Genomic DNA, 25,116 nt, shown 5'->3' on the forward strand with positions numbered 1-25,116 from the left:
GCTCCCGCCCGGCCCGGTGGGCATCACCGCCGGGCCGGGGCCCCCCCGCCGTCCCCCGGGGGGCCCCCCCTGCCCCCCGGGGGTGGGCGCGGGCCACACGGGTTTCACGAGCCGGGCCCACCACGAGACGAACAGCACCCGCAACACGCCGGGGTGACCCGCGCCACCGGTCGAGCCGGGCCGCCGGTCTGACCATCCTTCGGTCGGGCCGCGCCCCGGTCGGTTCCGGCCGCGGCCGGACTGGACGCGGTCGGGCCGCGCGGGTGGGCTCGGCCGAAGGCGGGTGCTGGTGGCATCGCGTGAGGGGGTGTCCACCCGGTCCGGGTGGACACCCCCTCACGATGTCCTAAGGCTGCGGCCGGTCCGTCGCTGCCACGGCGGCCGCTGCTGCTACTACTACTGGCCCTGCTCGTCGCGGCGTCGCTGCCAGCGTTGTTCGATGCGGTCCATCATGGAGCGGCGCTGTCTGGCCTGGCGACGCGCGGCGGGAGCGCCGGGCGTCGCCGGTTGTTCTCCCGGCTTGGGAGCCTTGCGCCAACCGGTGACGGCAAGCACCGCACAGCCCAGCATGACGAGAAAACCCACCACGCTCAGCCAGATCTGTACTGCGACCATTCCGGCCATGAGGAGCGCGATACCCACCAGGAAGCCCGCGACCGCCTGGTAGACCCGTCGCCGGGTGTACGTACGCAGCCCGCTTCCCTCAAGCGCTGTCGCGAACTTGGGATCTTCGGCGTACAGCGCTCGCTCCATCTGCTCGAGCATTCGCTGCTCGTGCTCCGAGAGCGGCACGGTGTCCTCCTCATCGTGCAGTCGCCGGGGCGACCGGGGGTCCCCTTCAGGATAGGCAGGGAATCGCCCCCGTGAAACCCGCCCCTCTGCGCCAATTCGCCAACCGGAACCCGCCATGGCACCCCGATCCACTGAGGCGTGCATTCCCCAGCGACCGGCCCGTCATGCCGGACGGTCTCCCTCGATCATACGGCGCCGAGGGCTCGATCGGGTGGCCTGTGGCGTACTCCATCTGCCGCCCCGCCCCTGATCAGGGGCGCACCACGGCGGACGACTCAGCCCCCGTCCGCCCCCTGCGTCTCACCGAGCACATGAAGCTGCGTGGCCACGGAGTGGAACGAGGCGAGTTCCGCGGCCGCCGCCTCCAGCTTCAGGAGGGCTTCGAGGGCTCCCGGTTCGGTGTCCACGAGGACGCCGGGGACCAGGTCCGCGAAGACCCGCACGCCGTGCACCGCGCCGACGCGCAGGCCGGCGCCCTCGACGAGCGCGGTGAGCTGTTCGGCGGTGAAGCGGTGGGGTACGGGGTCTCCCTCGCCCCAGCGTCCGTCCGGGTCGGCGAGGGCGTGCCGGGCCTCCTTGAAGTGTCCGGCGAGGGCGCGGGCGATCACCGCGCCGCCCAGGCCGGCGGCGAGCAGGCTGAGGACACCCTCGGGGCGCAGCGCGTCCACCACGTTGCGCACGCCCTCGTCCGGATTGTCCACGTATTCGAGGACCCCGTGGCACAGCACCGCGTCGTAGCCGCCTCGCTCGACGACGTCGAAGAGGCCGTGGGCGTCGCCCTGCACGCCCTTGACACGGTCGGCGACGCCGGCCTCGGCGGCCCGGCGCTCCAGCGCGAACAGCGCGTTCGGACTCGGGTCGACGACGGTGACGCGGTGGCCGAGACGGGCCACGGGCACCGCGAAGTTGCCGCTGCCGCCCCCGGTGTCGAGAACGTCCAGGGACTCCCGCCCGGTCGCCTTGACCCGGCGGTCGAGGGCGTCCTTGAGGACCTCCCAGACCACGGCGGTACGGAGAGAAGCGCGGGGGCGCATCGGGTCCGACACGGCAGTTGACTCCTCGGCGCAGCGCCGCCTCGGGTATGGCGGAGCGATCGGGGGGCCTCCCGGTGGGAGGCATCAGGCGCCTCCACCCTATTGCCTCCGCCGCCGTACCCGATCCTCCGTCTCACGCGCCGGATCACGTGGTGATTCACCTGGTGAACCACGCACCGGATCACGTGACGGTCAGCCGGCGTCCGGGACCTCCCGGCCCCCGTCCTGCCGTGGCTGGGGCAGGACGGGTTGCAGCACGAGCATCCGTTCGACGATGCGCAGGAACATCGCCACGTCACGTATGAGGTCGTCGGCGTCGCGGTTGCCCGCCGCGCCCTGGATGCCGGCCTCGGCGCGGGCGCGGCGGTCGGCTCCGGAGGCGAACAGGGCGCTCCACTCGGTCAGTTCGGGCGCGATTTCGGGGAGCACCTCCCAGGCGCTGCGGATACGGGCCCGGCGCCGGGGGGTGGGTTCGGGTCGTCCCCGCGCGGCGAGGACGGCGGCGGCGGTGCGCAGGGCGGCCAAGTGGGCCGTCGCATAGCGCTCGTTGGGCGTTTCCAGGACCGTCGTCTCCTCGAGTCCGGCGCGGGCCTGGGCCAGCAGGTCGAGGGCGGCGGGCGGGGCTGTGGTCCGGCGGAGCACGGGGTGCACGTCACTCGCGGAGCCGGTCGGTGAGGGGGCAGGGCCGGTGGCGCGGCGCCGGTGGGCGGCTGCTGCGGAAGAGGTGGCCATGACGAACCTCCTGTCGTCTGTGTGACGGCACTGTGGCCGTATGTGCCCATCGTGAGGTATGCCACTGACAATCCGTTCTGACCTGCGCCTTTGCTTCGATCGAAGGTTCGCGTTAGTTTTTGCACTGACCAGTCAGTTTAAAAATTGCTCAGGGGATGGGGGCGCTGTGGACGGTCCGCACGGACTCGCTGTCACGGCCACGGACTTCGGGCTGGAGGGACCCCGCGGCTGGGCGTTCCGCGGGGTGGGGGTGAGCGCGGAGCCCGGTTCGCTGATCGCGGTCGAGGGCCCGTCCGGATCCGGACGGACGTGCCTGCTGCTCGCCCTCACCGGCCGGATGCGGCCCACCGAGGGAAGTGCCCTCGTGGGCGGATCGGCTCTGCCGAAGCAGATGGGCGCCGTGCGGCGCGTGAGCGCGCTCGCCCACGTCCCGGGCGTCACCGACCTGGACCCGGCCCTGACCGTCGGGGAGCACCTGCGCGAACGGGCGCTGCTGCAAAGGCGGTTCGGGGGATCGCTGCGGGGGCTGTGGCGCCCGAGGACCGAGCGCATGGCCGGGACGGAACGGCGGATCGACGACGCGCTGACCGCCGCGGGGCTGGACCGGGAGGCCCTGCCCAAGGGGCCACGGACCGCCGTGCGCGATCTGGAGCGGCTCGAAAGCCTGCGCCTGTCCGTCGCGCTGGCCCTCGTCGGCCGCCCGGGGCTGCTCGGTATCGACGACACCGATCTCAAGCTGTCGGACGCCGAACGGACCGAGGCATGGGCCCTGCTGACGTCGATCGCCGCATCCGGCACCACCGTCCTCGCGGTGTGCAGCGAGGCCCCCGAAGGGGCGGTCACCGTGTCCACCGGACGGACCGGGAAGCCCACCGGAACAGGGGAGGACCCCGACGCGACCGCCGGCCCCCGCCCAGCCGACGACCCCGACGGCACCACGGAACCCCACACGGCCCGCGACCCCCGCGAGGCGGCCGGCCCCCACACGACCGACGAGAAGGAGACGGCTGATGCGCTCACCGAAACTGGCCGCTCTTGAACTCAGGCGGTTCGGCCGGGGCAGGCTCCCGCGCGCCGCACTCGCCGCACTCCTCCTGCTGCCCCTGCTCTACGGCGCCCTCTACCTGTGGTCGTTCTGGGACCCGTACGGCCGCCTCGACCGCATTCCCGTGGCCCTCGTGAACGACGACCGGGGCGCGACAGCCGGGGGCGCCAGGATCAGGGCGGGCGACGACATCACCGCGGGGCTGCGCGACAGCGACACCTTCGAGTGGCACGAGGTGAGCGCCGCCGAGGCCCGCGAGGGCGTCGAGAACGGCACGTACTACCTGTCGCTGACCATGCCGTCCGACTTCAGCAGCAAGGTCGCCTCCAGCTCCGGGGACGCGCCGGAGACCGGCGCGCTCCAGGTGCGTACGAACGACGCGAACAACTACATCGTCGGGCAGATCTCGCGCACGGTCTTCAGCGAGGTGCGCACCGCGGCCTCCACGAAGGCGTCGAGATCGTTCCTCGACAAGATCTTCATCTCGTTCTCGGACATCCACGGCGAGACCGAGAAGGCCGCCAAGGGGGCCGACCGGCTCAAGGGCGGGATCGGCAAGGCCAAGAAGGGTTCCAAGGACCTCGCGGACGGTCTGAAGGAGGCCGGGAAGGGCAGCGGGAAGCTCTCCACGGGCCTCACGAAGCTCGACAAGGGTGCGGGCGACCTGGCGGACGGTTCACGGCAGGTCGCGGACGGCACCCGGGCGCTGGCCACCAAGGTCGACGGCGTCGCGGAGAAGGTGGGCCCCTTCCTGAAGGCCAACGAGAAGTCGATCGGCGACACGGCCCGCCTCGTCGCCGACTCCGCCTCGGCGGTCCGCCACAACCTGGACACCCTGGTGGAGGCCGCTCCGGCCGCCGCCAAGGGCGCGCACACGGCCTCCACCGTGCTGAACACCGTCTACAAGGCGCGCTGCGAGACCCTGCCGGTCCCCGACCCCGCGTGTCCCGATCTCAAGAAGGCCAGGCAGGCCGCCGCGGACGTGGCCGCGGTCGCCGACGACCTCGACACGCTCATCGACGACCAGGGCGGCGACCTCGACACGCTCGACCAGAACCTGGGCACGCTCCAGAAGCGGGCCCGTACGCTCGCGAACCGTTCGCCGCACCTCTCCGAGGACCTCGGCGACGCCGTCTCCAAGATCGATGAACTGGACGCGGGCGCCGCGAAGGTCGCCACGGGAGCCGAGAAACTGCACACCGGGCTCGGCACGGCCAGGACCGGCGCGGCGGACCTCGACACGGGTGTCGGCCGGCTGACGACGGGCGCGAGCGACCTCGACGGGGGCATCTACCAGCTCGTCGGCGGCTCGGGGAAGCTGGCCGGCGGCCTGCACGACGGCGCCGGCCGGATCCCCGACTACGACCGGCAGGACCGCGACCGGCGCACCCACGTCATGGCCGACCCGGTCCAGCTCGCCTCCAGGGACCTCCACAAGGCACCCAACTACGGCACCGGTTTCGCCCCGTACTTCATCCCGCTGTCGCTGTGGGTGGGCGCGATGGTCGCCTACATGCTGATCCCGCCGCTCAACCGGCGCGCGCTCGCGGTCGGCGCCCCGGCCTGGCGCATCGCCCTGGCGGGCTGGCTGCCGGTGGCCGCCCTGGGGGTGCTGCAGACAGCCGCCCTGATGGCCGTGCTGCACTGGGCGATCGGCCTGGAGATGGTGCGGGCGGCCGGGACGGTCGGCTTCCTGTTCCTGGTGACGGCGTGCTTCGCGGCCGTCGTCCAGTGGCTGAACGCGCGCTTCGGAGCGGCCGGCCGGATCCTCGTGCTCGCCCTCCTGATGCTCCAGCTGACGTCGGCGGGCGGCACGTACCCCGTCCAGACGAGTCCGCGCTTCTTCAACGCGATCCACCCCTTCCTGCCGATGAGCTATGTCGTCGAGGCCCTCCGCAGGCTCATCACCGGCGGCGGTCTGGGACCTGTCTGGCAGGCGTGCGCCGTCCTCACGGCGTTCACCGCGGGCGCCCTCGCGCTCACCGCCCTGTCGGCACGCGGCAGGCAGGTGTGGACCCTGGACCGCCTTCACCCGGAGCTGAGCCTGTGACAATCAGGGCCATGGAAAGCAGCAACACCACGGCAGGCGGCGGTCGCCGCGAGGCCACCCGGCAGAAGCTCTACGAGGCGGCCGTCACCCTCATCGCGGAACAGGGTTTCTCCGCCACCACCGTGGACGAGATCGCGGAGCGGGCGGGGGTCGCCAAAGGCACCGTCTACTACAACTTCGCCAGCAAGGCCGTCCTCTTCGAAGAGCTCCTGCGGCACGGCGTGGGGCTCCTCACCGCCTCCCTGCGCGAGGCCGCGGAACGGACCGAGCGCGAGGGCGGGACGAGAGTCGACGCCCTGGACGCGATGATCCGGGCCGGGCTCGTCTTCATGGACCGTTACCCGGCCTTCACCCAGCTGTACGTGGCCGAACTGTGGCGCACCAACCGGGCCTGGCAGTCCACGCTCATGGTGGTCAGGCGGGAGGCTGTCGCGGTCGTCGAGAACGTGCTGCGCGAGGGGGTGGCGGGCGGTGAGCTCAGCGACGAGATCGACATCCCGCTGACCGCGGCCGCTCTGGTCGGCATGGTCCTGGTGGCCGCCCTGGACTGGCAGGCCTTCCAGCCCGAACGTTCCCTGGACGACGTCCACGCGGCGCTCTCGCGGCTGCTCCAGGGACGCGTGAGCGGCAACCGGTAGATCGCCGTCGGCACGACCCCGGCCACGTCGGACCGGCGCCACGTGAAAGCGCCGGTCCGAAGTGGCCGCGTCCCCCGCGGGCCACCTTCGAACCGGCGCTTCGCCCTGCTCCCCCGTGCCCCGGTACTCCCCGGTGCTCCCCGTTCTCTCCGTCGGGCCCCGTCCGGTCGCCCCTGGGTCCCCCGTGCCTCACTCCCGCCGACCGGGCCGGCGGAAGGAGCGGCCAAGGGCGCGAGAACCGTTCCGCCGCCCCGTGCCGGCGGTACCGGAGCCGCGCCCCCTTCCGTGCCTCCACTCTCCCGTCCACGCGGGCCGGAGCTCATCCGTCCGGGTACTCATCTCCCTCCGTGGGTACGGATACCTGGCCCTGGGCACTCATGCCCAGGACGGACCGTCGTCAACTGGTTACGATCGCTGCCGTGTCCGTACTCCCCCTGGTCTTCACCAGCGGCTGGGCCAGCGGCATCAACGCGTACGCGGTGGTGCTGCTGCTCGGCGTCTTCGGCGCGACCGGTCTGAGCGACGACGTCCCCCAGTCCCTGCAGCGCCCCGACGTCCTCATCGCGGCGGGCGTCCTCTTCCTGTGCGAGGCGGTCGCCGACAAGATCCCGTACGTGGACACGGCGTGGGACTCGGTGCACACCGTCGTCCGGCCGGTGGCGGGGGCGGTGGTCGGCGCGCTGCTCGCCGGGCACGACGGTTCGCTCCCCGATCTGGCGGCGGGCGCGATCGGCGGTTCGACCGCGCTGGCGAGCCACGCGGTCAAGGCCGGGACCCGGATGGCGATCAACACCTCGCCCGAGCCGTTCAGCAACGTCGGCATGAGCATCGCCGAGGATCTCGGGGTCGCCGGGATCCTGACATTCGCGATGTTCCACCCCGTGGCCGCGGCGGTCATCGCGGCCGTGCTGCTGCTCGCGGGCCTGCTGACGCTCTTCTTCCTGGTCTCCCGGATCCGGCGGTTCCTGCGCCGCAGGGCCCAGCGCCGGGAGGAGAGACGGCTCGCCGCACATGTCGGGCCACCACCCGGCTGACCCGCGCCGGGCCCCTGGCCCGGCCTGTCAGTGGTGGCCGATAAGGTCGCGGTCATGGGACGGATTGCGGTGATCGGCGCCGGGATGGGCGCGATGGCGGCCGCCGCCCGGCTGGCCGTCGCGGGCCATCGGGTGGTGGTGTACGAGCGCGCGTCGACGTACGGCGGAGCGCTGGGCCGCTTCGAGCGCGACGGTTTCACGTTCGACACGGGCCCCGGCCTGCTGCGGGTGCCCGCCGTCCCGCGCGATCTGTTCGTCAAGACGGGCAAGGAGCCGCTGGAGGCGTGTGTCGGCCTGGTCCAGGTGGACCCGTCCGCACGCCATGTCTTCGCCGACGGCACCGAGGTCTCCCTGCCCAACGCCTCCCGCGCGGGTGTCGTCACCGCCCTCGACCAGGCGCTCGGGGCGGGCGCGGGCGAGCGGTGGGGCGACTTCCTGGTGCGGGCCCGGGAGGCCTGGGACCGGACGCGGCGGCCGCTCCTGGAGGAGCCGCTGTGGCCGAACTGGCGGATGCTCGCCGACCGTGAGCCCTACCCCGCGGTGGCCCACAGAAGGATGCTGCGCACCCGCCGGGCCGCCACGCTCGCCGAGGTCGGCGCGTGGGAGCTACGCGAGCCGCGCCTCGCCGCCCTCCTGGAGAGTCACGCCCTCGCGTACGGGCTCGACCCGCGTGTCGCACCGGCGAGCGCGGCGGTGCTTCCGTACATGGAGCACGCCTTCGGCACCTGGTACGTGCGCGGAGGCATGCGGGAGCTGGCGCGTGCGGTGTACGAGCGGTGCCTCGCCCGCGGGGTGGAGTTCCGCTTCGGGACGCCGGTCAGGCGGATCGTGGAGAAGGACGGACGGGCGGTGGGCGTCGAGCTCGCCGAGGACCCCTCCCGGGCCCTGGGCTCCGCGGCGGCGCCGGTCGTCGAGGACGCCGACTTCGTGGTCGCCGGTGTCGCGCCCGAGGTGCTGGACCGGCTCGTCGCCGGGACGGCGCTGCGCGGCGGTGACGAGGTCGCGCCGCAGCGGGGTATGCCGAGCCGGCTGACCGTGCTGCTGGCACTGCGCGGCGGGCGCCCCGCGGGGGTCGCGCACCGGACGGTGGTGCACACGCCCGACCGTGACCAGGAGCTGGAGCGGCTCTTCGGCGAGCGTCCCGGATTCCCCGCAGCGCCCACGGTGACGGTCTCGCGCCCGGACGACCCCGGTCTCGCGCCCGACGCCGAGCGCGAGGCGGTCACGGTGACGGTCACGGTTCCCTCGGGCCTGCGGGTGTCGGAGGCGGACGTGGAGCGGGTCCTCGACGCCACCCGGCGTGCCGTGCCGGACGTGCGGGAGCGCCTGCTGTGGCACGAGGTCCGCGCCCCGGCCGACATCGCGGAGGCGACGGGCGCGGAGGGCGGTGCGGTGCCCGCACCGGCGCTCGCGGCGGCGGCCGGCCGATTGCTGCACCCGTCGAACGGCACCCGCGTGCCGGGGCTGTTCACGGTCGGCGGCTGGACGCATCCCGGCGGCGGCCTTCCGCACGCGGGGATGTCGGGCGCCCTGGTGTCCGGGCTGATCGTGGAGGGACCGGACTTCCGGGGCTCGCAGTGAGCCCGTGGGCACTGCCGAGAGCACTCCTGGTGGCCGCCCGTGCGGCCACCGCCCGCCTCTGGGGTGGTTCCCCCTGAGGACCGGTCAGTACCGGTACTGCTCGTCGAACCCGGCGCCGTTCCCGTTGCCGTTGCTGTTCCCGTTCCCCTGGCCGTTGTCCTGGTACGGATACTGCTGCTCGGGCGGGAGCTCGCCGCCGTACTGGTCGTCGGTGCTGCGCTGCTGCGGTACCCAGACACCGCCGGCCGGGGTCTCGCCGCCGTATCCGCCGGCGGCGTACTGGTCCTGGCCGTAGCCCTGCTGCTGCGGGTACTGCTGATCGCCGCCGCCGTACGTCATGTCGTACGCGGCGCCGTTGTACGTCTGGGTGCCGATGTACGGGTCGGAGTAGGCGGCGTACTGCTGCTGGCCGTTGTCGTAGCCGTACTGCTGCTGGTCGTACCCGGAGTAGCCGTCGTACGCGTAGGCCTGCTGGTCCTGGGAGGGGGCGGCGGCGTAGGACTGGTCGGGCTGCCCCGCGGCGGCCGCGTAGGCGGCGTCGCTGTAGACGCCGTAGGAGCCGGTGTCGTCGGGCAGGGGCTGGGGCTCGTACACGGCCGTGCTCCCCGTCGCCGTGAGGTCGCCGGAGCCGGTCGGCATGAACCGGTCGGAGTGCGCGGGCGTGAAGACGTCGTCCTCGCGGGTGTAGTCGTCCTCACCCTGCGGATACCGCGTGCCCTCGGCCGCCTCCTGCTCCGCCTCGAGGTCGGATTCCTCCAGCGCCGGATCCTGGCGGTCCGGCTCGCCGCGGCGGCGCTTGCTCCTGCCCGAGCCCTTGTCCGGGGCCTGGTCGGCTCCCTGGCGGTTGCCCACCGCCCAGCCGGCCGCGAAGCCGCGCCGGAACGACAGCGTGACGTACGTCTGGCCGACCGCGAAGGCGGCCGCACCCAGACCGACGACGATCACGGACGGGATCAGCACACCGAGGACCACACCGGCGAAGCCGACGAAGGCGAGCAGCCGGTAGCGCAGCCGCGCCTTGTACTGCAGCAGAACCTCGCCGAGGAGCCACAGTGCGACGATGCCGAAAGCGATATAGAGGACCGTCAAGCCCATGTACGCCCCTCTCCCAGTGGCCGCTACGCAGTGTGTCGTACGCGGGTGCGGCCGGTCTAGGCCTGCTGTGGGTGGTGCAGGCCCAGATTCTCGTAGATTTCAAGCGTCGCCGTGGAGTTGTTCAGCGTAATGAAGTGCAGTCCGGGGACGCCCTCGTCCAGCAGCTTCGCGCAGAACTCCGTCGCGAACTCGATGCCAATGGAGCGTACAGCCGCCGGATCCTCTTTGGCTGTGAGGATCCGCTCTTTCAGGACGTCCGGGAACGAAGCGTTACTGAGCTGCGGAAGCCGTTCCAGCATCTTCACACTCGTCACCGGCATGACCTCGGGGATCACCGGTGTCGCGCAGCCCGCCGCCGCGACCCGGTCGCGCAGCCGCAGGTACGACTCGGGCTGGAAGAACATCTGCGTGATCGCGTAGTCCGCGCCGGCCCGGCACTTGTCGACGAAGTGCGCGACGTCCGCGTCCCAGTCGGCGGAGCGCGGATGCATCTCGGGGAAGGCGGCGACGCCCACGCAGAAGTCGCCGGACTCCTTGATGAGACGGACGAGTTCGGCCGCGTAGGTCAGTCCCTGGGGATGCGGGACCCAGTCGCCCATGGGGTCCCCGGGCGGGTCACCGCGGACCGCGAGCATGTTCCGGATCCCCGCGTCCGCGTACTGGCCGATGATGTTGCGCAGCTCGGCCACGGAGTGGTTGACGGCGGTGAGGTGGGCCACCGGCGTGAGCGTGGTGTCGGCGACGATCTGCTCGGTCTCCCGGACCGTGCCGGCGCGGGTGGAGCCGCCCGCTCCGTAGGTCACGGAGACGAAGTCGGGGGCGACGGCCTCGACCCTGCGCAGCGCGTTCCACAGGTTCCGCTCGCCCTTGGGGGTCTTCGGCGCGGAGAACTCGAACGAGTACGTCTTCTTGCCGGACGCGAGCATGTCGCTCACGATGCGTGCGCGGTCAGTCCTGGTGGAGGCAGATCCGAGGGCCATACTCGCAGGTTAGCCAGGGGGCGCCGGTCCCCCAACCGAACCGGAGAGAATTGTCCGATTCGTCGGCTTCTTGTCCACCCCTCGGACAGAGTGCGGGACGGCCCGACGGGCGGCGGGGCGGCCCGACGGGCCATGGAGGGGGTCGGCTCCGCCCGGTCAGGCGTGCCGCAGCCGCTTCGCGAACTCCGCGGCCGCCGCCGCGGGGTCGTCCGCCTCGGTGATCGCACGGACGACGACGACACGGCGGGCGCCCGCCTCCACCACCTCGTCGAGGTTGCCCAGGTCGATGCCGCCGATGGCGAACCAGGGGCGGTCGGTGCCGAGCGCGGCGGTGTGGCGGACCAGGCCGAGGCCCGGCGCGTGGCGGCCGGGCTTGGTGGGAGTGGGCCAGCAGGGGCCGGTGCAGAAGTAGTCCACGCCCTCCTGGACGGCGGCGGCCGAGGCCTCCGCCGGCGCGTGCGTGGAACGGCCGATCAGGACTTCGTCGCCGAGGAGGGCGCGGGCCGCGGGAACCGGGAGGTCGCCCTGGCCCAGATGGAGTACGTCGGCGCCGGCCGCGTGGGCGACGTCCGCCCGGTCGTTGACCGCGAGGAGCTTCCCGTGGCGGGCACAGGCGTCCGCGAAGACCTGGAGGTGCTCCAGCTCCTCGGCCGCCTCGATGCCCTTGTCGCGCAGCTGCACGATGTCGACGCCACTCGCCAGGACGGCGTCCAGGAACTCGGCGAGGTCACCCTGGCGCGTGCGCGCGTCCGTGCAGAGGTAGACGCGGGCGTCGGCGAGGCGGGCGGCGTTCTCGGGCATGCGTGGGTCCCCCGTGGTGCGGCGGGGCGCACGGACCACGGCGGCCGGGGTGGTCCGGGGCCGGCCGTGGTCCGTACGCCGGACGTGTTCAGATCAGACGGCGAGCGCCTGGGCGCGACGCTTCACCTCCGTGCCGCGATTCTCGCTCAGAGCCTGCGCGGGCGTGCCGGGCAGGGTCGGGTCGGGGGTGAAGAGCCACTCGAGCATCTCTTCGTCGGTGAAGCCGTCGTCCCGCAGGAGCGTCAGGGTGCCGGTGAGGCCCTTGACGACCTTGTCCTCGTCGACGAAAGCGGCGGGGACGTGCAGCGCGCGGTTCTCACCACGGCGTACGGCGATCAGCTGGCCTTCCTTGACCAGATGCCGGACGCGGGTCACCTCGACGCCGAACTGTTCGGCGATGTCGGGGAGGGTGAGCCAGGCGGGGACGAGAGCATCGATTTTTGCGTCAATCTCGGTCACGGGACAAGCCTGCCATCCCGGACTGACACTCGGTACCCGAGCGCCCCCCGTCCCGCGTCAGAAGCGCGTGAATCTCGCGGAATTCCTCCGAATTCCGGCGCGGTGACGCCGCCGGGTGGCCGCCGGGCCGCCACCCGGCCGGGCGCCCACCGTGCCGGGCCGGGCCCTCGCGTCGGCCGCCCGAGGGAGTGCCTCGGAGCCCGCCTGGCTAGGCCATGGCCTCCTTCAGGGGACGCGACGGATCCGAGAGGATCTCCGGGTCCAGCGGCATGCCCGCCTCGATCAGACGGCGGCCCTGGGCCAGGTCGCGGGGACGGCCTACCGCCAGGAGGGCGACGAGGCGGGAGTCGCGCAGCCAGCAGACCGTCCAGGCGGCGCCCGCGGAGTCGCCGCGCCAGAGGGTCGTGTCGGCGGGCGCGTGATGGCCGACGTACTGGACGAAACGGCCGAACTGCTCGGACCAGAAGTACGGAACCGGGTCGTACGCCACCGGGGCCTCGCCGATGATGTTCGCCGCCACCGTGCGCGGTCCCTGAAGGGCGTTGTCCCAGTGGTGGACGAGGAGGCGCTCCTCGTACCGGCCCGAGGGGAAGGAGGCGCAGTCGCCGACCGCGTAGACGTCCGGCAGGGAGGTGCGCAGGTGGTTGTCGGCCACGACCTCGCGGTGGGCCCCGAGCTCGATGCCGGAGCCGGCCAGCCAGGCGGTGGCGGGCCGGGCACCGATGCCGACGACCACGGCGCCCGCGGGGACCCGGGACCCGTCGTCGAGCACCACGGCACCGGGCTCGACGCGCTCCACGCGCGCGTGGGTGCGCAGCGAGGCCCCGCTGTCCGCGTACCAGGAGGCCATCGGCGCGGCCACCTCGGCGGGCAGTGCCCCGGCCAGTGGCCGGTCGGCGGCCTCGACGACCGTCACCGCGCACCCGGCCTCGCGCGCCGCCGTGGCGAACTCCGCGCCGATCCAGCCCGCCCCGACCACCACGATGTCGTGCTGCCGGACGAGCACGGGGCGCAGCCGTTCGGCGTCGTCCAGGGTGCGCAGCAGATGGACGCCGGGCATGCCCTCCGCGCCGGGGAGCTGGATCGGTTCCGCGCCGGTCGCAAGGACCAGGAGGTCGTAGGGCACCGGTCCCGTGACGGTGTCCAGCTCGTGGTCCCCGGGGCGCAGACCCAGCGCCTCGCAGCCGAGTCTCAGTTCGATGCCCAGTGCCTCGAAGTCGATGTCGAAGGCGGAGTGCTCGGCCTTTCCGAGCAGCACCGCCTTGGACAACGGCGGCCGGTCGTACGGCTGGTGCGGCTCGGCGCCGATCAGTGTCACACCGCCGGTGAATCCCTGTTCGCGCAGGGCGACCGCGGTCTGCACGCCGGCCATGCCCGCGCCCGCGATGACGACCCGGCGTGCCGTAGGCCCCTGCTCCTGCCCCTGCGTCTGCTCGCTCACCTGATCACCATAGACACCTGACAATCCGTCAGTCAGGGGACGTGCTCAGTGACTGTTCCACAATGCGGCTCGGTGTCAGCGGGTCCGTCCGGCGCGTGCGGCCCGTACGGGGTGTTCGGCGTGTTCGATCCGCTCGGTCCGTACGACCGCGCTCGTCCCGCCGCCCGTCCGCGAGTCCCCCTCCCCGCTCTCCTCCAGCCGCGGCCGGGCCTGGCCGTCGAGCACAGGGTCCAGAGACGGAGGCTCCCTTACTGAGGCATGCGGCGGCGAGCTAGGGTGGTCGACGTAGAGCACTCGCGGGAGCCCGGACGCACCGGGCTGAGAGGGAGGCTGGCGGCCTCCGACCGTACGAACCTGATCCGGGTCATGCCGGCGAAGGGAGGGGCTGGACGCCCATGTCGCGTACACCGGCGGAGAGGTCCGTCATGTCCGACGTCCTGGTGGTGGGGGGCGGGATCATCGGCCTGGTCACGGCCTGGCGGGCCGCTCAGCGCGGGTTCACCACGACGGTCGTGGACCCGGAACCCGGCGGTGGGGCCGCGCAGGTCGCCGCCGGAATGCTCGCCGCCGTCACCGAGCTGCACTACGGAGAGCAGACCCTGCTGGGCCTGAACCTCGCCTCCGCGCGCCGCTACCCGGACTTCGTCGCCGAGCTCACCGAGGCGACGGGCCAGGATCTCGGCTACCGCCGGTGTGGCACCCTGGCCGTCGCCCTGGACTCCGACGACCGCGCCCATCTGCGGGAACTGCATGCCCTGCAGATCCGCTCGGGTCTCGAATCCGAGTGGCTCAGCGGCCGCGAGTGCCGCCGGCTGGAGCCGATGCTCGCGCCCGGTGTCCGTGGTGGTCTGCGCGTCGACGGCGACCACCAGATCGACCCGCGCCGACTCGCGAAGGCCCTGGTCACGGCATGCGAGCGAGCCGGAGTGGTGTTCCAGCGGACCTGGGCGGAGCGGCTGACGGTGGTCCGGGAGCGGGCCACCGGCGTCGTCACCGCGGGCGGCGAGGATCTGGCGGCGACACAGGTGGTGCTGGCCGCGGGCAGCCTCAGCGGGAGCCTCGAGGGCGTGCCCGACGACGTGAGGCCGCCCGTGCGCCCGGTGAAGGGGCAGGTGCTGCGGCTGACCGTGCCGAAGCGGTACGCGCCCTTCCTGAGCCGCACCGTGCGGGCCGTGGTCCGTGGCGGCCAGGTCTATCTGGTGCCGCGCGAGAGCGGCGAACTCGTCGTCGGCGCGACCAGCGAGGAGCTGGGCTGGGACACCACGGTGACCGCGGGCGGCGTGTACGAGCTGCTGCGCGACGCCCATGAGCTGGTGCCCGGGATCACCGAACTGCCGCTCACCGAGACCAGGGCCGGACTGCGCCCCGGCTCGCCCGACAACGCTCCGCTGCTCGGCCCGACCGGGCTCGACGGACTGTTGCTGGCCACCGGCCACCACCGCAACGGCGTCCTGCTCACTCCCGTCACCGGGGACGTCATGGCGCACGTCCTCGCCTCGGGCGAGCTCCCCGAGGAAGCGCGCCCCTTCACTCCCCACCGGTTCAGCCCGACACGCACGGAGCAGCCCGTATGAACATCCTCGTCAACGGCGAGCGCCGGCTCGTCGCCGCGGGCACCGCCCTCGACACGCTCGTCGCCACCCTCACGCCGGCGCCCTCCGGCGTCGCCGCCGCGCTCAACGAGACCGTCGTCCCGCGCACCCAGTGGTCCTCCACGTCCCTGCGCGAGGGAGACCGTGTCGAGGTCCTCACCGCTGTCCAAGGAGGCTGACCCATGGCCGACGATCCGTTCGTCCTCGGAGGTACGTCCTACTCGTCCCGGCTGATCATGGGTACGGGAGGTGCGCCCAGCCTCGACGTGCTGGAACGGTCGCTCGTGGCGTCCGGGACGGAGCTGACGACGGTCGCGATGCGCCGGGTGGATCCCGGGGCGCACGGCTCCGTCCTGTCGGTGCTCGGCCGGCTCGGCATCCGGGTGCTGCCGAACACCGCGGGGTGCTTCACCGCGGGCGAGGCCGTGCTGACCGCGCGGCTCGCCCGGGAGGCGCTCGGCACCGACCTGGTCAAACTGGAGGTCATCGCCGACGAGCGCACCCTGCTGCCCGACCCGATCGAACTGCTCGACGCCGCGGAGACACTGGTCGACGACGGATTCACGGTGCTGCCGTACACGAACGACGACCCCGTGCTCGCGCGGAAGCTGGAGGATGTCGGGTGCGCGGCGGTGATGCCGCTCGGCTCGCCCATCGGGTCCGGCCTGGGGATCCGCAACCCGCACAACTTCGAGCTGATCGTGGAGCACGCGCGCGTGCCGGTGATCCTCGACGCGGGAGCCGGTACGGCGTCGGACGCGGCGCTGGCGATGGAGCTGGGGTGCGCCGGTGTGATGCTCGCCTCGGCCGTCACCCGTGCGCAGGAACCGGTGCTGATGGCCGAGGGCATGAGGCACGCCGTGGAGGCGGGACGTCTGGCGCGGCGTGCGGGGCGGATTCCCCGGCGGCACTTCGCCTCGGCGTCCTCTCCCGCGGAGGGCCTGGCACGGCTGGACCCGGAGAGGCCGGCTTTCTAGGGCCGCGGCGGGCGAACGTTCGCGAAGGGGGCACCTCGCACGCCCCTTGAGGCGGTAGGACGGTAGGGCGGCGGGGCGGCGGATTCCGGCCCGGGGAGCGGGTGGAGCTCCGGGTGGTGGGCCCGCCGTCAGCGGAGCGGGCCGCGTCACCTCTTCGGCGCGATGTGCGTCACAGGACGGCTGCAGTCCCGCCCCGGTACGGGCCACGACAGGAAGGCCGACGGCGACGGCTCGTAGACTCGCCTGCGTGGATACGACCCTTCAGGACCCGCTTGTCGGGCAGCTGCTCGACGGCCGCTATCGCGTCGACGCCCGGATCGCGGTCGGCGGGATGGCCACGGTCTACAGGGCCCTGGACACCCGCCTGGACCGCGTGCTCGCGCTCAAGGTGATGCACCCGACGCTGGCCGCCGACGTCTCGTTCGTCGAACGGTTCATACGGGAGGCCCAGTCGGTGGCCCGGCTCGCGCACCCCAACGTGGTGCAGGTCTTCGACCAGGGGGCGGACGGGTCGTACGTCTATCTGGCCATGGAGTACGTCGCGGGGTGCACCCTGCGGGACGTGCTGCGCGAGCGCGGGGCGCTCCAGCCGCGGGCCGCGCTGGACGTCCTGGAGCCGGTGCTCGCCGCGCTGGGCGCCGCGCACCGCGCGGGGTTCGTGCACCGCGACATGAAGCCGGAGAACGTCCTCATAGGGGACGACGGCCGGGTCAAGGTGGCGGATTTCGGCCTCGTCCGGGCCGTGGACACCGTCACGCAGACGACGGGGTCCGTGCTCGGCACGGTGTCGTATCTGGCTCCCGAGCAGATCGAGCACGGCACCGCGGACACCCGCGTCGACGTGTACGCCTGCGGAGTCGTCCTCTACGAGATGCTCACCGGCGGCAAGCCTCACTCCGGCGACTCCCCGGCCCAGGTGCTCTACCAGCACCTGCACGCGGACGTGCCGCCGCCGTCGGCCGTCGTACCGGGCATGCCCTTCGCGCTCGACCAGCTGGTCGCCGCGGCCACCGCCCGCGACCCCGGGCTGCGCCCGCACGACGCGGTGACACTGCTCGGCCAGGTGCTGGAGGCGCGGGCCGGGCTCACCGCCGAGCAGCTCGACGCCGTACCGCCGCAGGCCGTCACCGCGGGCCACGACAACGCGGAGGACCGTACGAGCGTGATCCCGCGCTCCCTGTCCGTGCCTCGCCTGCTGCCGGTGAACGAGGCCGAGGGAGCCGACGGGATCAACCGGACCAGCCGGTTCGAGCAGACCAGTGTGCTCGCCTCCGAGCCGCCCGCCCCCACACGGCGGCGCGGCTCACGCCCCCGGCGCGGAACGATCATGATCGTCACCGCGATCCTGCTGGCGCTCGGCCTCGGCGCGGGCGTCTGGTACATCAACTCCGGACAGTTCACCAAGGTCCCGCTGCTGCTGGCGAAGACCGAGACGCAGGCCAGGTCGCGGATCGAGGCGGCCGGGCTCGACGTCGGGCAGGTCAGGCACGCGTACAGCGACACCGTGAAGCGCGGCACCGTGATCAGCAGTGATCCGCACCCCGGCGCGCGGATCCGGGACCACGACTCCGTGTCGCTGACCGTCTCCGACGGCCCGAAGACGGTGCGGGTGCCCGACCTGAACGGCTTCACGCTGCCCAAGGCGAGGGAAGTGCTGAAGGACGAGGGGCTCGCCGCGGGCATGATCACCCGGGAGTTCAGCGGGGACGTGCTCAAGGGCTCGGTGATCCGTACGGATCCGGAAGCGGGCACGCGACGGCACGCCGGTTCGGCCATCGCCCTCGTCGTCAGCAAGGGCAGTCCGGTGGAGATCGCCGATGTCACGGGGACATCCGTCGAGGACGCCAGGGCGGAGCTCGAACAGGCGGGTCTCAAGGTGAGGATCGCCGCCCAGCGGGTCACCTCGGAGTTCGACAAGGGCCAGGTCGCCCAGCAGTCGCCGGACGCGGGCAGCGAGGCCGCCACGGGCGACACCGTCACGCTGACGCTCTCCAGGGGCCCGGAGATGGTCCCGGTGCCGGACGTGGTGGGCGACAGCGTGGACGACGCGAAGAAGGCGCTGGAGGACGCGGGGTTCGAGGTCAACGAGGACCGCGGGCTGCTCGGGCTCTTCGGGGACCACGTCAAGAACCAGTCGGTGGACGGCGGCAGGACCGCGCCCAAGGGGTCGACGATCACCATCGAGATCCGCTGAGCCGAGGAGTCCGGAAGCCACGGAATCGGTCCGGGCGGTCCGCCGGCGGAACCCGAAGGTCCGCCGGCGGGGTCCCCCGGAGCGCGTGACACCCTGAAGGGTGTGACCAGCAAGCAGCTCCGCAATCCCGTCGGCGGCCATGTCCCCGTGGCCGGCGGCCTCAGCTCCGTCGGTCTTGCCTACGCGCGCGAGATGGGCGCGGAGACCGTCCAGGTCTTCGTCGCCAATCCGCGCGGCTGGGCGACGCCCGCCGGGAACCCGAAGCAGGACGAGGAGTTCCGCGCGGCCTGCGCGGCCGAGTCGATCCCCGCGTACGTGCACGCCCCGTATCTGATCAACTTCGGTTCGCACACCGCGGCGACGGCCGAGAGGTCGGTGGAGTCGCTGCGGCACTCGCTGCGCCGGGGCCGTGAGATCGGCGCGCTCGGCGTGGTCGTGCACACGGGGAGCGCCACCGGAGGCCGGGAGCGTGCGGTGGCCCTCGCTCAGGTGCGCGCACACCTGCTGCCGCTGCTGGACGAGCTGACCCACGACGACGACCCGTACCTCCTCCTGGAGTCGACCGCGGGCCAGGGTGCCTCCCTGTGCTCCCGGACCTGGGACTTCGGACCGTACTTCGAGGCACTGGACGCCCATCCGAGGCTGGGCGTCTGCCTCGACACCTGTCACATCTACGCGGCGGGCCACGACCTGACCGGGCCGGACGGGATGCACCGGACACTCGACCTGCTGGTGGACACGGTCGGCGAGGGCAGGCTCAGGCTGATCCACGCCAACGACTCCAAGGATGTGGTCGGCGCCCACAAGGACCGCCACGAGAACATTGGTACCGGCCATATCGGCGAGGACCCGTTCCGCGCGCTGATGACCCACCCCGCCACCGCGGGCGTACCGCTGATCATCGAGACGCCTGGCGGCAAGGAGGGGCACGCGGCGGACGTGGAGCGCCTGAAGAAGCTGCGCGACGGCTGAACCCGTCGAGCCACGAATACCCCCGAGGGGTGTGTGGCCAGGTAGGTGGTCGCCATGGTGGTTCCGCTCGCGCAGGAACCGCCACCCGGCGTCGACCTCATGGCCGCCCGTGGCGCGCCTGTACCACCGCCGACGCACCCGCCGGCGCGCGCCGGGTCAGAGCTCGGGGCCTTCCCCGGGCTCCTCCTGGTACGAGTAGCGCTGCTCACGCCACGGGTCGCCGATGTTGTGGTAGCCGCGTTCCTCCCAGAACCCGCGGCGGTCGGCCGTCATGTACTCGACGCCGCGGACCCACTTGGGCCCCTTCCAGGCGTACAGGTGCGGGACGACCAGGCGGAGCGGGAACCCGTGCTCCGCGGTCAGCAGTTCGCCGTCCTTGTGGGTGGCGAAGATCGCGCGGTCGGAGGCGAAGTCGTCGAGGCGCAGATTCGAGCTGAACCCGTACTCGGCCCAGACCATCACATGGGTGACGGCGGGCGAGGGCGGGGCGATGTCCAGGATCGTGCGCGCGGGGATTCCGCCCCATTCGGCCCCGAGCATGCTGAACTTCGTGACACAGTGCAGATCGGCCATGACCGAGGTGTACGGAAGGGCCGTGAACTCCTCGTGGGTCCAGCAGTGCTTCTCACCGTCGGCGGTGGCGCCGAAGACCCTGAACTCCCAGCGTTCGGGGCGGAACTTGGGCACGGGACCGTAGTGCGTGACGGGCCAGCCGCGCTGCAGTCGCTGCCCCGGCGGAAGCTCCGACTGTGCCGCCGCTCCCGTTCCCCGCTCCACCGGCTGACCCATGACTCCATCCTGACAGACCCGGGACGGTGCCCATGACCAGCACAGCCCCTACCAGGGCAACTCCTACTAAGCATGCACTTACTGGACGGCCCGGAACGCCGGTGCGAGGATGCGGCGCAGCCTGCCCAGTTCCCCCCGCTTGGAAGGAGCCTCTGCGATGCAGGGCGACCCCGAGGTCATCGAGTTCCTCAACGAGCAGCTCACCGGCGAGCTGACCGCGATCAACCAGTACTTCCTGCACGCGAAGATGCAGGAGAACTTCGGCTGGACGAAGCTCGCGAAGTACACGCGGCACGAGTCCTTCGACGAGATGAAGCACGCGGAGGTGCTCACCGACCGCATCCTCTTCCTGGAGGGCCTGCCCAACTACCAGCGGCTGTTCCACGTCCGGGTGGGTCAGACCGTCACCGAGATGTTCCAGGCCGACCGGCAGGTGGAGGTCGAGGCGATCGACCGCCTCAAGCGCGGGATCGAGGTGATGCGCAACAAGGGCGACATCACGTCCGCGAACATCTTCGAGTCGATCCTCGAGGACGAGGAGCACCACATCGACTATCTGGACACCCAGCTCGAGCTGGTCGAGAAGCTCGGCGAGGCGCTCTACATCGCACAGCTGATCGAGCAGCCGGAGAGCTGACCCGGCGGCGGAGCCGGTACGAGAACTAGGCGGCCTCGGCCGTCACCGTGGGCGCCGGGTGACCCGCGACGCCGGAGAGCTCCGCGAGGGCGGGCCTGCCCTGGTCCGCGAGCTCCCGGCGCGGACACGCGCCACGGCCCAGCAGGGACTGGATCTGGCGGACGCACGAACCACAGTCCGTGCCCGCCTTGCTCACCGACGCTATCTGGCGCGGGGTGCAGGCGCCGTCCTCCGCGTGCTTCTTCACCTGCGCCTCGGTGACACCGAAGCAGCTGCAGACGTACACGCGGTTCACCTCCCGGAGCGGGATCGACAGGGTCGACAGGACTAACGGGTAACGCCCCTCCCGATGAACGGTGAGGCTAACCTAACCTTACCCGCCGTCCGGAATCCGCAAAAGCGCGGTGGGGCGCGGATCGTATGTGATCCGCGCCCCACCGCACTCCGCCGCGAGGGACGGAACAGACCTCGGTCCGCTACTGGTCCCGGTACATCTCGGCGACCAGGAAGGCCAGGTCAAGGGACTGGCTGCGGTTCAGACGCGGGTCGCACGCCGTCTCGTAGCGCTGGTGCAGGTCGTCCACGAAGATCTCGTCGCCACCGCCCACGCACTCGGTGACGTCGTCGCCGGTGAGCTCGACGTGGATGCCGCCGGGGTGCGTGCCCAGGCCCTTGTGGACCTCGAAGAAGCCCTTGACCTCGTCGAGCACGTCGTCGAAGCGGCGGGTCTTGTGGCCCGAGGCCGCCTCGAAGGTGTTGCCGTGCATCGGGTCGGTCACCCAGGCGACCGTCGCGCCGGAGGCACTGACCTTCTCCAACAGCTCGGGCAGCTTGTCGCGGACCTTGTCGGCGCCCATCCGGACGATGAAGGTCAGGCGGCCCGGCTCACGGTCGGGGTCGAGACGGTCGATGTACTGCAGGGCGTCCTGGGCCGTCGTCGTCGGGCCCAGCTTGATGCCGATCGGGTTGCTGATCTTGGAGGCGAACTCGATGTGCGCGCCGTCCAGCTGCCGGGTGCGCTCACCGATCCACACCATGTGGCCCGAGACGTCGTACAGCCTGCCGGTGCGGGAGTCGACGCGGGTCAGCGCCGACTCGTAGTCGAGGAGCAGCGCCTCGTGGGAGGCGTAGAACTCGACGGTCTTGAACTCCTCCGGGTCGGTGCCGCAGGCCCGCATGAAGTTCATCGCGTTGTCGATCTCGCGCGCCAGCTGCTCGTAGCGCTGGCCGGACGGGGACGACCTCACGAAGTCCTGGTTCCAGGCGTGCACCTGACGCAGGTCGGCGTAGCCACCGGTGGCGAAGGCGCGCACCAGGTTGAGCGTGGAGGCGGACGCGTTGTACATCCGCTTCAGCCGCTCGGGGTCCGGGACACGGGCCTTCTCGTTGAAGTCGAACCCGTTGACCGAGTCGCCCCGGTACGTCGGCAGGGTCACGCCGTCCCGGGTCTCGGTGCCCTTGGAACGCGGCTTCGAGTACTGGCCGGCGATCCGGCCGACCTTCACCACCGGCACCGAGGCGGCGTACGTGAGCACGGCACCCATCTGGAGCAGGGTCTTGAGCTTGTTGCGGATCTGGTCGGCCGACACCGCGTCGAAGGCCTCGGCGCAGTCGCCGCCCTGGAGGAGGAACGCCTCTCCCTTGGCGACGGATGCCATCCGGGCGCGCAGCTGGTCGCACTCGCCCGCGAAGACGAGCGGCGGATACGACTCGAGGTCCGCGATCACATCGCGCAGAGCCTCGGCATCGGGGTACTCGGGCTGCTGCGCCGCGGGCAGGTCTCGCCAGGTGTTGCCAGCGCTCGCGCTGGACTTAGCGTTCACGGTCACCTGCACAACACTACGGGGTCGCACGCCGCGTCCTCTCCCGATGCCCAGCGGCTGAGACGTGTCACGCCCGCCGTGAGACGGTCCGGGCGGCGGTGTGAGCTGCGGGTCGACCGTCCGGAGCAGGTGCTTTCGCGCGGTGACCGGTCCGCGCCGTGCCGGACGCAGTCTAGGGAGATCACTGGAGCGCCGTGGGGCCCGGCCGTGTCGTTCTGTGGCGGCTGTGGCAGCTGTGGCGCGCGCGTACGGGTGGACGAGGCGCGGACGCGTCGCGCTGCCGCCCGACCTCCGGCGTCGGGTAAGGTGCGGCGCATGTTCGCGCACTCGCACCAGACCTGGTGGTGGACCGCTCATCCGGCGGCCCACTGACTGCGCGTACGCAAGACTTCGCGAAGGCCGCCCGAGGGGCGGCCTTCGGCGTTTTCCGGGGTCGTTCCTCTCCGATGTGAGAAGGAACAGGACCGATGAACCTGCGCGACCTGCTGGACGATCCCCGCCCGTTCGCCCTGCTCTGCCGCCGTACCCCCGGCCGCTCCACCGAGGAGGGCGGCACGGTGGAGGTGCTGCTCGGGCCCGTGGCCGGGTACGACCGGCTCGCCGACCTGCCCGACGACGCCCTCGCTCTCATCCCCTTCCGCCAGATCCGTGAGCGCGGCTTCGACGTCCGCGACGACGGCACACCGCTCCTGGCACTCACCCCCGAGGAGACGCACGAGCTGCCGCTGGAGCGGGCCCTGGCCCAGTTGCCGGCGCACGACGTGCGGGTCGAGGGCGGCGGCTTCGACGTCGGCGACGAGGAGTACGCCGGGATCGTCGGGCGCGTGCTGCGCGAGGAGATCGGACGCGGCGAAGGGGCGAACTTCGTCATCAGGCGCACGTACGAGGGGGAGATCCCGGGGTTCGGGAGGGCCGACGCGCTGGCCCTCTTCCGGCGGCTGCTGGTCGGCGAGCGGGGCGCGTACTGGACGTACGTCGTGCACACCGGGAACCGGACGCTGGTCGGTGCGAGCCCGGAGGTCCACGTGCGGATGTCCGGCGGGACCGTGGTGATGAACCCGATCAGCGGGACGTACCGCTACCCCGCCGGGGGACCCTCCGCCGAGGGTCTGCTCGGCTTCCTCGCCGACGGCAAGGAGATCGAGGAGCTCTCCATGGTCGTGGACGAGGAGCTCAAGATGATGTGCACGGTCGGTGACATGGGCGGGGTCGTGATCGGGCCGCGGCTGAAGGAGATGGCCCATCTCGCGCACACCGAGTACGAGTTGCGGGGCCGGTCCTCGCTCGATGCGCGCGAGGTCCTGAAGGAGACCATGTTCGCGGCGACGGTCACCGGGTCGCCGGTGCAGAACGCGTGCCGGGTGATCGAGCGGTACGAGCCCCTCGGGCGGGACGGTGTCGGACGCGGCTACTACGCGGGGGCGCTGGCCCTGCTCGGGCGGGACGCGGGCGGCGCCCAGACCCTCGACTCCCCCATCCTCATCCGGACCGCCGACATCGACGCGCACGGCCGGCTGCGGGTGCCGGTGGGCGCCACCCTGGTCCGGGGCTCGGACCCGGCGGGCGAGGTCGCGGAGACGCGTGCGAAGGCGGCGGGGGTGCTGACGGCACTGGGGGTCGTGGAGGGGAGCCCGCGCGCACCGGGCGTACGGGCGGGGCTGGCCGACGATCCGCGGGTGCGGGCCGCGCTCGACGGCCGGCGGGCCTCACTCGCGCCGTTCTGGCTGCGGATGCAGGAGCGGACCGACTCCCTGGAGGGCCATGCCCTCGTGGTGGACGGGGAGGACACCTTCACCGCGATGCTCGCCCACGTGCTGCGGTCTTCGGGGCTGGAGGTGACCGTGCGGCGGTACGACGAGCCGGGACTGCGGGAGACGGTCCGCGCGCACGCGGGTCCGGTCGTGCTCGGTCCCGGCCCCGGTGACCCCGCCGACAAGGACGACCCCAAGATGCGGTTCCTGCGCGGCCTCGCGTCCGGGGTGATCCGGGAGCACCGGCACGGGGTGCTCGGTGTGTGTCTGGGCCACGAGCTGATCGCGGCGGAGCTCGGCCTGGAGATCGTCCGCAAGGAGGTTCCCTACCAGGGCGCGCAGACCACGATCGACCTGTTCGGGAGGACGGAGACCGTCGGCTTCTACAACAGCTTCGTGGCACGCTGCGACGAGGAGGCGGCTGCCGAGCTGGCGGCACACGGCGTCGAGGTCGCCCGCAGCGGTGCCGGAGAGGTGCACGCGCTGCGCGGGCCCGGGTTCGCGGGTGTCCAGTTCCATCCGGAGTCGGTGCTGACCCTGAACGGGACCACCGTGGTGCGGGAGCTGCTCGCTCAGCTGACGGACGCCGGCACGTTGTCCGAGCGGCGGCCGGCGGTGTAGTCGAGGACGCCGGGGAAGGCGAAGAGGCGGGGGACCCTCGCGATCGCCGAAGCGCCGCCACGGGTGGGACGTGGCGGC

At 72.1% G+C, this 25,116-nt stretch carries 25 protein-coding genes and 1 riboswitch; of the genes, 13 read left to right on the forward strand and 12 right to left on the reverse strand.

Translation table 11 applies throughout. The features are described from left to right. Positions 1-396 precede the first annotated feature (396 nt). From ABZV34_RS28355 to ABZV34_RS28365, 3 genes are all read right to left on the reverse strand, one after another. Positions 397-792 (reverse strand): DUF3040 domain-containing protein, encoded by a 396-nt coding sequence (locus ABZV34_RS28355; protein ID WP_153291062.1) that lies wholly within the window; start codon positions 790-792, stop codon positions 397-399. A gap of 275 nt (positions 793-1,067) precedes the next feature. After that, entirely contained in the window at positions 1,068-1,838 is a 771-nt protein-coding gene (locus tag ABZV34_RS28360; RefSeq protein WP_356282493.1) for a methyltransferase, read from the reverse strand. A 180-nt stretch (positions 1,839-2,018) separates the two neighbouring features. Continuing rightward, the gene (locus ABZV34_RS28365) at positions 2,019-2,558 is read right to left on the reverse strand and encodes an SAV_6107 family HEPN domain-containing protein (RefSeq protein WP_356282496.1); all 540 of its coding nucleotides are present in this window, start codon (positions 2,556-2,558) and stop codon (positions 2,019-2,021) included. Between the two features lie 166 nt (positions 2,559-2,724). Here ABZV34_RS28365 and ABZV34_RS28370 point away from each other — a divergent pair, with 166 nt between their 5' ends. The 5 genes from ABZV34_RS28370 (at position 2,725) to ABZV34_RS28390 (ending at position 8,906) form a co-directional block, all read left to right on the forward strand. Then, a complete protein-coding gene (locus tag ABZV34_RS28370; protein ID WP_356282499.1) occupies positions 2,725-3,597 on the forward strand; it encodes an ATP-binding cassette domain-containing protein in 873 nt (290 codons plus the stop codon). Beyond that, positions 3,569-5,653 (forward strand): YhgE/Pip domain-containing protein, encoded by a 2,085-nt coding sequence (locus ABZV34_RS28375; protein ID WP_356282502.1) that lies wholly within the window; start codon positions 3,569-3,571, stop codon positions 5,651-5,653. The genes ABZV34_RS28370 and ABZV34_RS28375 overlap by 29 nt, the downstream gene beginning before the upstream one ends. Positions 5,654-5,664: 11 nt before the next feature. After that, the gene (locus ABZV34_RS28380; protein WP_356282505.1) at positions 5,665-6,291 is read left to right on the forward strand and encodes a helix-turn-helix domain-containing protein; all 627 of its coding nucleotides are present in this window, start codon (positions 5,665-5,667) and stop codon (positions 6,289-6,291) included. A gap of 419 nt (positions 6,292-6,710) precedes the next feature. Next, on the forward strand, positions 6,711-7,325 hold the full coding sequence (locus ABZV34_RS28385) for a DUF4126 domain-containing protein (protein WP_356282508.1): 615 nt from the start codon (positions 6,711-6,713) through the stop codon (positions 7,323-7,325). A gap of 54 nt (positions 7,326-7,379) precedes the next feature. Then, positions 7,380-8,906, forward strand: a complete 1,527-nt coding sequence (locus tag ABZV34_RS28390; RefSeq protein WP_356282511.1) for an NAD(P)/FAD-dependent oxidoreductase — start codon at positions 7,380-7,382, stop codon at positions 8,904-8,906. Between the two features lie 84 nt (positions 8,907-8,990). On the opposite strand, the gene ABZV34_RS28395 is transcribed toward ABZV34_RS28390, so the two are convergent. The 6 genes from ABZV34_RS28395 to ABZV34_RS28420 form a co-directional block, all read right to left on the reverse strand. Next, positions 8,991-10,001, reverse strand: a complete 1,011-nt coding sequence (locus tag ABZV34_RS28395; protein ID WP_356282513.1) for a hypothetical protein — start codon at positions 9,999-10,001, stop codon at positions 8,991-8,993. 56 nt (positions 10,002-10,057) lie between these two features. Further along, complete coding sequence (metF, locus tag ABZV34_RS28400) at positions 10,058-10,981, reverse strand: methylenetetrahydrofolate reductase [NAD(P)H] (RefSeq protein WP_356282516.1); 924 nt, start codon at positions 10,979-10,981, stop codon at positions 10,058-10,060. A gap of 156 nt (positions 10,982-11,137) precedes the next feature. Continuing rightward, a complete protein-coding gene (gene thiE / locus ABZV34_RS28405; protein ID WP_356282519.1) occupies positions 11,138-11,782 on the reverse strand; it encodes a thiamine phosphate synthase in 645 nt (214 codons plus the stop codon). Between the two features lie 93 nt (positions 11,783-11,875). Then, positions 11,876-12,241, reverse strand: coding sequence for an Rv2175c family DNA-binding protein (locus ABZV34_RS28410; RefSeq protein ID WP_356282522.1), 366 nt, complete (start codon positions 12,239-12,241; stop codon positions 11,876-11,878). Positions 12,242-12,449: 208 nt separating this feature from the next. After that, the gene (locus ABZV34_RS28415; RefSeq protein ID WP_356282525.1) at positions 12,450-13,682 is read right to left on the reverse strand and encodes an FAD-dependent oxidoreductase; all 1,233 of its coding nucleotides are present in this window, start codon (positions 13,680-13,682) and stop codon (positions 12,450-12,452) included. A gap of 75 nt (positions 13,683-13,757) precedes the next feature. After that, positions 13,758-13,907 carry a hypothetical protein gene (locus ABZV34_RS28420; RefSeq protein ID WP_356282528.1) on the reverse strand — a complete coding sequence of 50 codons (150 nt, stop codon included), beginning with the start codon at positions 13,905-13,907 and terminating at the stop codon, positions 13,758-13,760. A gap of 61 nt (positions 13,908-13,968) precedes the next feature. Continuing rightward, positions 13,969-14,080: riboswitch (TPP riboswitch) on the forward strand. Here ABZV34_RS28420 and thiO point away from each other — a divergent pair. The 5 genes from thiO to ABZV34_RS28445 all read left to right on the forward strand — a co-directional run bounded on the left by thiO (position 14,078) and on the right by ABZV34_RS28445 (position 19,417). Beyond that, positions 14,078-15,256: a glycine oxidase ThiO gene (gene thiO / locus ABZV34_RS28425; protein WP_356282531.1), complete on the forward strand. Its 1,179-nt coding sequence runs from the start codon at positions 14,078-14,080 to the stop codon at positions 15,254-15,256. Its footprint overlaps the riboswitch before it by 3 nt. Next, a complete protein-coding gene (gene thiS, locus ABZV34_RS28430) occupies positions 15,253-15,453 on the forward strand; it encodes a sulfur carrier protein ThiS (protein WP_356282534.1) in 201 nt (66 codons plus the stop codon). Before thiO ends, thiS begins: the two co-directional genes overlap by 4 nt. 3 nt (positions 15,454-15,456) lie before the next feature. Beyond that, positions 15,457-16,251, forward strand: a complete 795-nt coding sequence (locus tag ABZV34_RS28435) for a thiazole synthase (RefSeq protein WP_356282537.1) — start codon at positions 15,457-15,459, stop codon at positions 16,249-16,251. A gap of 247 nt (positions 16,252-16,498) precedes the next feature. Continuing rightward, a complete protein-coding gene (pknB, locus tag ABZV34_RS28440) occupies positions 16,499-18,445 on the forward strand; it encodes a Stk1 family PASTA domain-containing Ser/Thr kinase (protein ID WP_356282540.1) in 1,947 nt (648 codons plus the stop codon). A 102-nt stretch (positions 18,446-18,547) separates the two neighbouring features. Further along, positions 18,548-19,417, forward strand: coding sequence for a deoxyribonuclease IV (locus tag ABZV34_RS28445; protein ID WP_356282543.1), 870 nt, complete (start codon positions 18,548-18,550; stop codon positions 19,415-19,417). Between the two features lie 156 nt (positions 19,418-19,573). Here ABZV34_RS28445 and ABZV34_RS28450 read toward each other — a convergent pair whose 3' ends face one another. Further along, positions 19,574-20,206, reverse strand: coding sequence for a sulfite oxidase-like oxidoreductase (locus tag ABZV34_RS28450; RefSeq protein ID WP_356282546.1), 633 nt, complete (start codon positions 20,204-20,206; stop codon positions 19,574-19,576). Between the two features lie 157 nt (positions 20,207-20,363). On the opposite strand from ABZV34_RS28450, the gene bfr reads away from it, so the two are divergent. Further along, the gene (gene bfr, locus ABZV34_RS28455) at positions 20,364-20,843 is read left to right on the forward strand and encodes a bacterioferritin (RefSeq protein WP_153291042.1); all 480 of its coding nucleotides are present in this window, start codon (positions 20,364-20,366) and stop codon (positions 20,841-20,843) included. A 25-nt stretch (positions 20,844-20,868) separates the two neighbouring features. Here the strand turns inward: bfr and ABZV34_RS28460 are convergent, their stop codons facing one another. Together ABZV34_RS28460 and ABZV34_RS28465 are read right to left on the reverse strand one after the other, a co-directional pair. Continuing rightward, entirely contained in the window at positions 20,869-21,138 is a 270-nt protein-coding gene (locus ABZV34_RS28460) for a (2Fe-2S)-binding protein (RefSeq protein ID WP_356282549.1), read from the reverse strand. 181 nt (positions 21,139-21,319) lie between these two features. Continuing rightward, on the reverse strand, positions 21,320-22,672 hold the full coding sequence (locus ABZV34_RS28465; RefSeq protein WP_356282551.1) for a class II 3-deoxy-7-phosphoheptulonate synthase: 1,353 nt from the start codon (positions 22,670-22,672) through the stop codon (positions 21,320-21,322). 309 nt (positions 22,673-22,981) lie between these two features. Between ABZV34_RS28465 and ABZV34_RS28470 the strand changes: the two genes are divergently transcribed. Together ABZV34_RS28470 and ABZV34_RS28475 are read left to right on the forward strand one after the other, a co-directional pair. After that, positions 22,982-23,038: a trp operon leader peptide gene (locus ABZV34_RS28470; RefSeq protein ID WP_148014101.1), complete on the forward strand. Its 57-nt coding sequence runs from the start codon at positions 22,982-22,984 to the stop codon at positions 23,036-23,038. 95 nt (positions 23,039-23,133) lie between these two features. Further along, positions 23,134-25,038 carry an anthranilate synthase family protein gene (locus ABZV34_RS28475; protein WP_356282554.1) on the forward strand — a complete coding sequence of 635 codons (1,905 nt, stop codon included), beginning with the start codon at positions 23,134-23,136 and terminating at the stop codon, positions 25,036-25,038. Positions 25,039-25,116: the final 78 nt, after the last annotated feature.

The sequence above is a fragment of the Streptomyces sp. NPDC005195 genome, assembly GCF_040608315.1.
Taxonomy (GTDB): Bacteria; Actinomycetota; Actinomycetes; order Streptomycetales; family Streptomycetaceae; genus Streptomyces; species Streptomyces kaempferi.

What these genes read in the sequence shown, in the direction of transcription:
- thiS (WP_356282534.1), top strand. Translation starts at nt 15,253, where the DNA reads ATGAACATCCTCGTCAACGGCGAGCGCCGGCTCGTCGCCGCGGGCACC.
- ABZV34_RS28365 (WP_356282496.1), bottom strand. Translation starts at nt 2,558, where the DNA reads ATGGCCACCTCTTCCGCAGCAGCCGCCCACCGGCGCCGCGCCACCGGC.
- ABZV34_RS28380 (WP_356282505.1), top strand. Translation starts at nt 5,665, where the DNA reads ATGGAAAGCAGCAACACCACGGCAGGCGGCGGTCGCCGCGAGGCCACC.
- metF (WP_356282516.1), bottom strand. Translation starts at nt 10,981, where the DNA reads ATGGCCCTCGGATCTGCCTCCACCAGGACTGACCGCGCACGCATCGTG.
- bfr (WP_153291042.1), top strand. Translation starts at nt 20,364, where the DNA reads ATGCAGGGCGACCCCGAGGTCATCGAGTTCCTCAACGAGCAGCTCACC.
- thiE (WP_356282519.1), bottom strand. Translation starts at nt 11,782, where the DNA reads ATGCCCGAGAACGCCGCCCGCCTCGCCGACGCCCGCGTCTACCTCTGC.
- ABZV34_RS28475 (WP_356282554.1), top strand. Translation starts at nt 23,134, where the DNA reads ATGAACCTGCGCGACCTGCTGGACGATCCCCGCCCGTTCGCCCTGCTC.
- thiO (WP_356282531.1), top strand. Translation starts at nt 14,078, where the DNA reads ATGTCGCGTACACCGGCGGAGAGGTCCGTCATGTCCGACGTCCTGGTG.
- ABZV34_RS28375 (WP_356282502.1), top strand. Translation starts at nt 3,569, where the DNA reads ATGCGCTCACCGAAACTGGCCGCTCTTGAACTCAGGCGGTTCGGCCGG.
- ABZV34_RS28395 (WP_356282513.1), bottom strand. Translation starts at nt 10,001, where the DNA reads ATGGGCTTGACGGTCCTCTATATCGCTTTCGGCATCGTCGCACTGTGG.
- ABZV34_RS28450 (WP_356282546.1), bottom strand. Translation starts at nt 20,206, where the DNA reads ATGGGTCAGCCGGTGGAGCGGGGAACGGGAGCGGCGGCACAGTCGGAG.
- ABZV34_RS28390 (WP_356282511.1), top strand. Translation starts at nt 7,380, where the DNA reads ATGGGACGGATTGCGGTGATCGGCGCCGGGATGGGCGCGATGGCGGCC.
- ABZV34_RS28435 (WP_356282537.1), top strand. Translation starts at nt 15,457, where the DNA reads ATGGCCGACGATCCGTTCGTCCTCGGAGGTACGTCCTACTCGTCCCGG.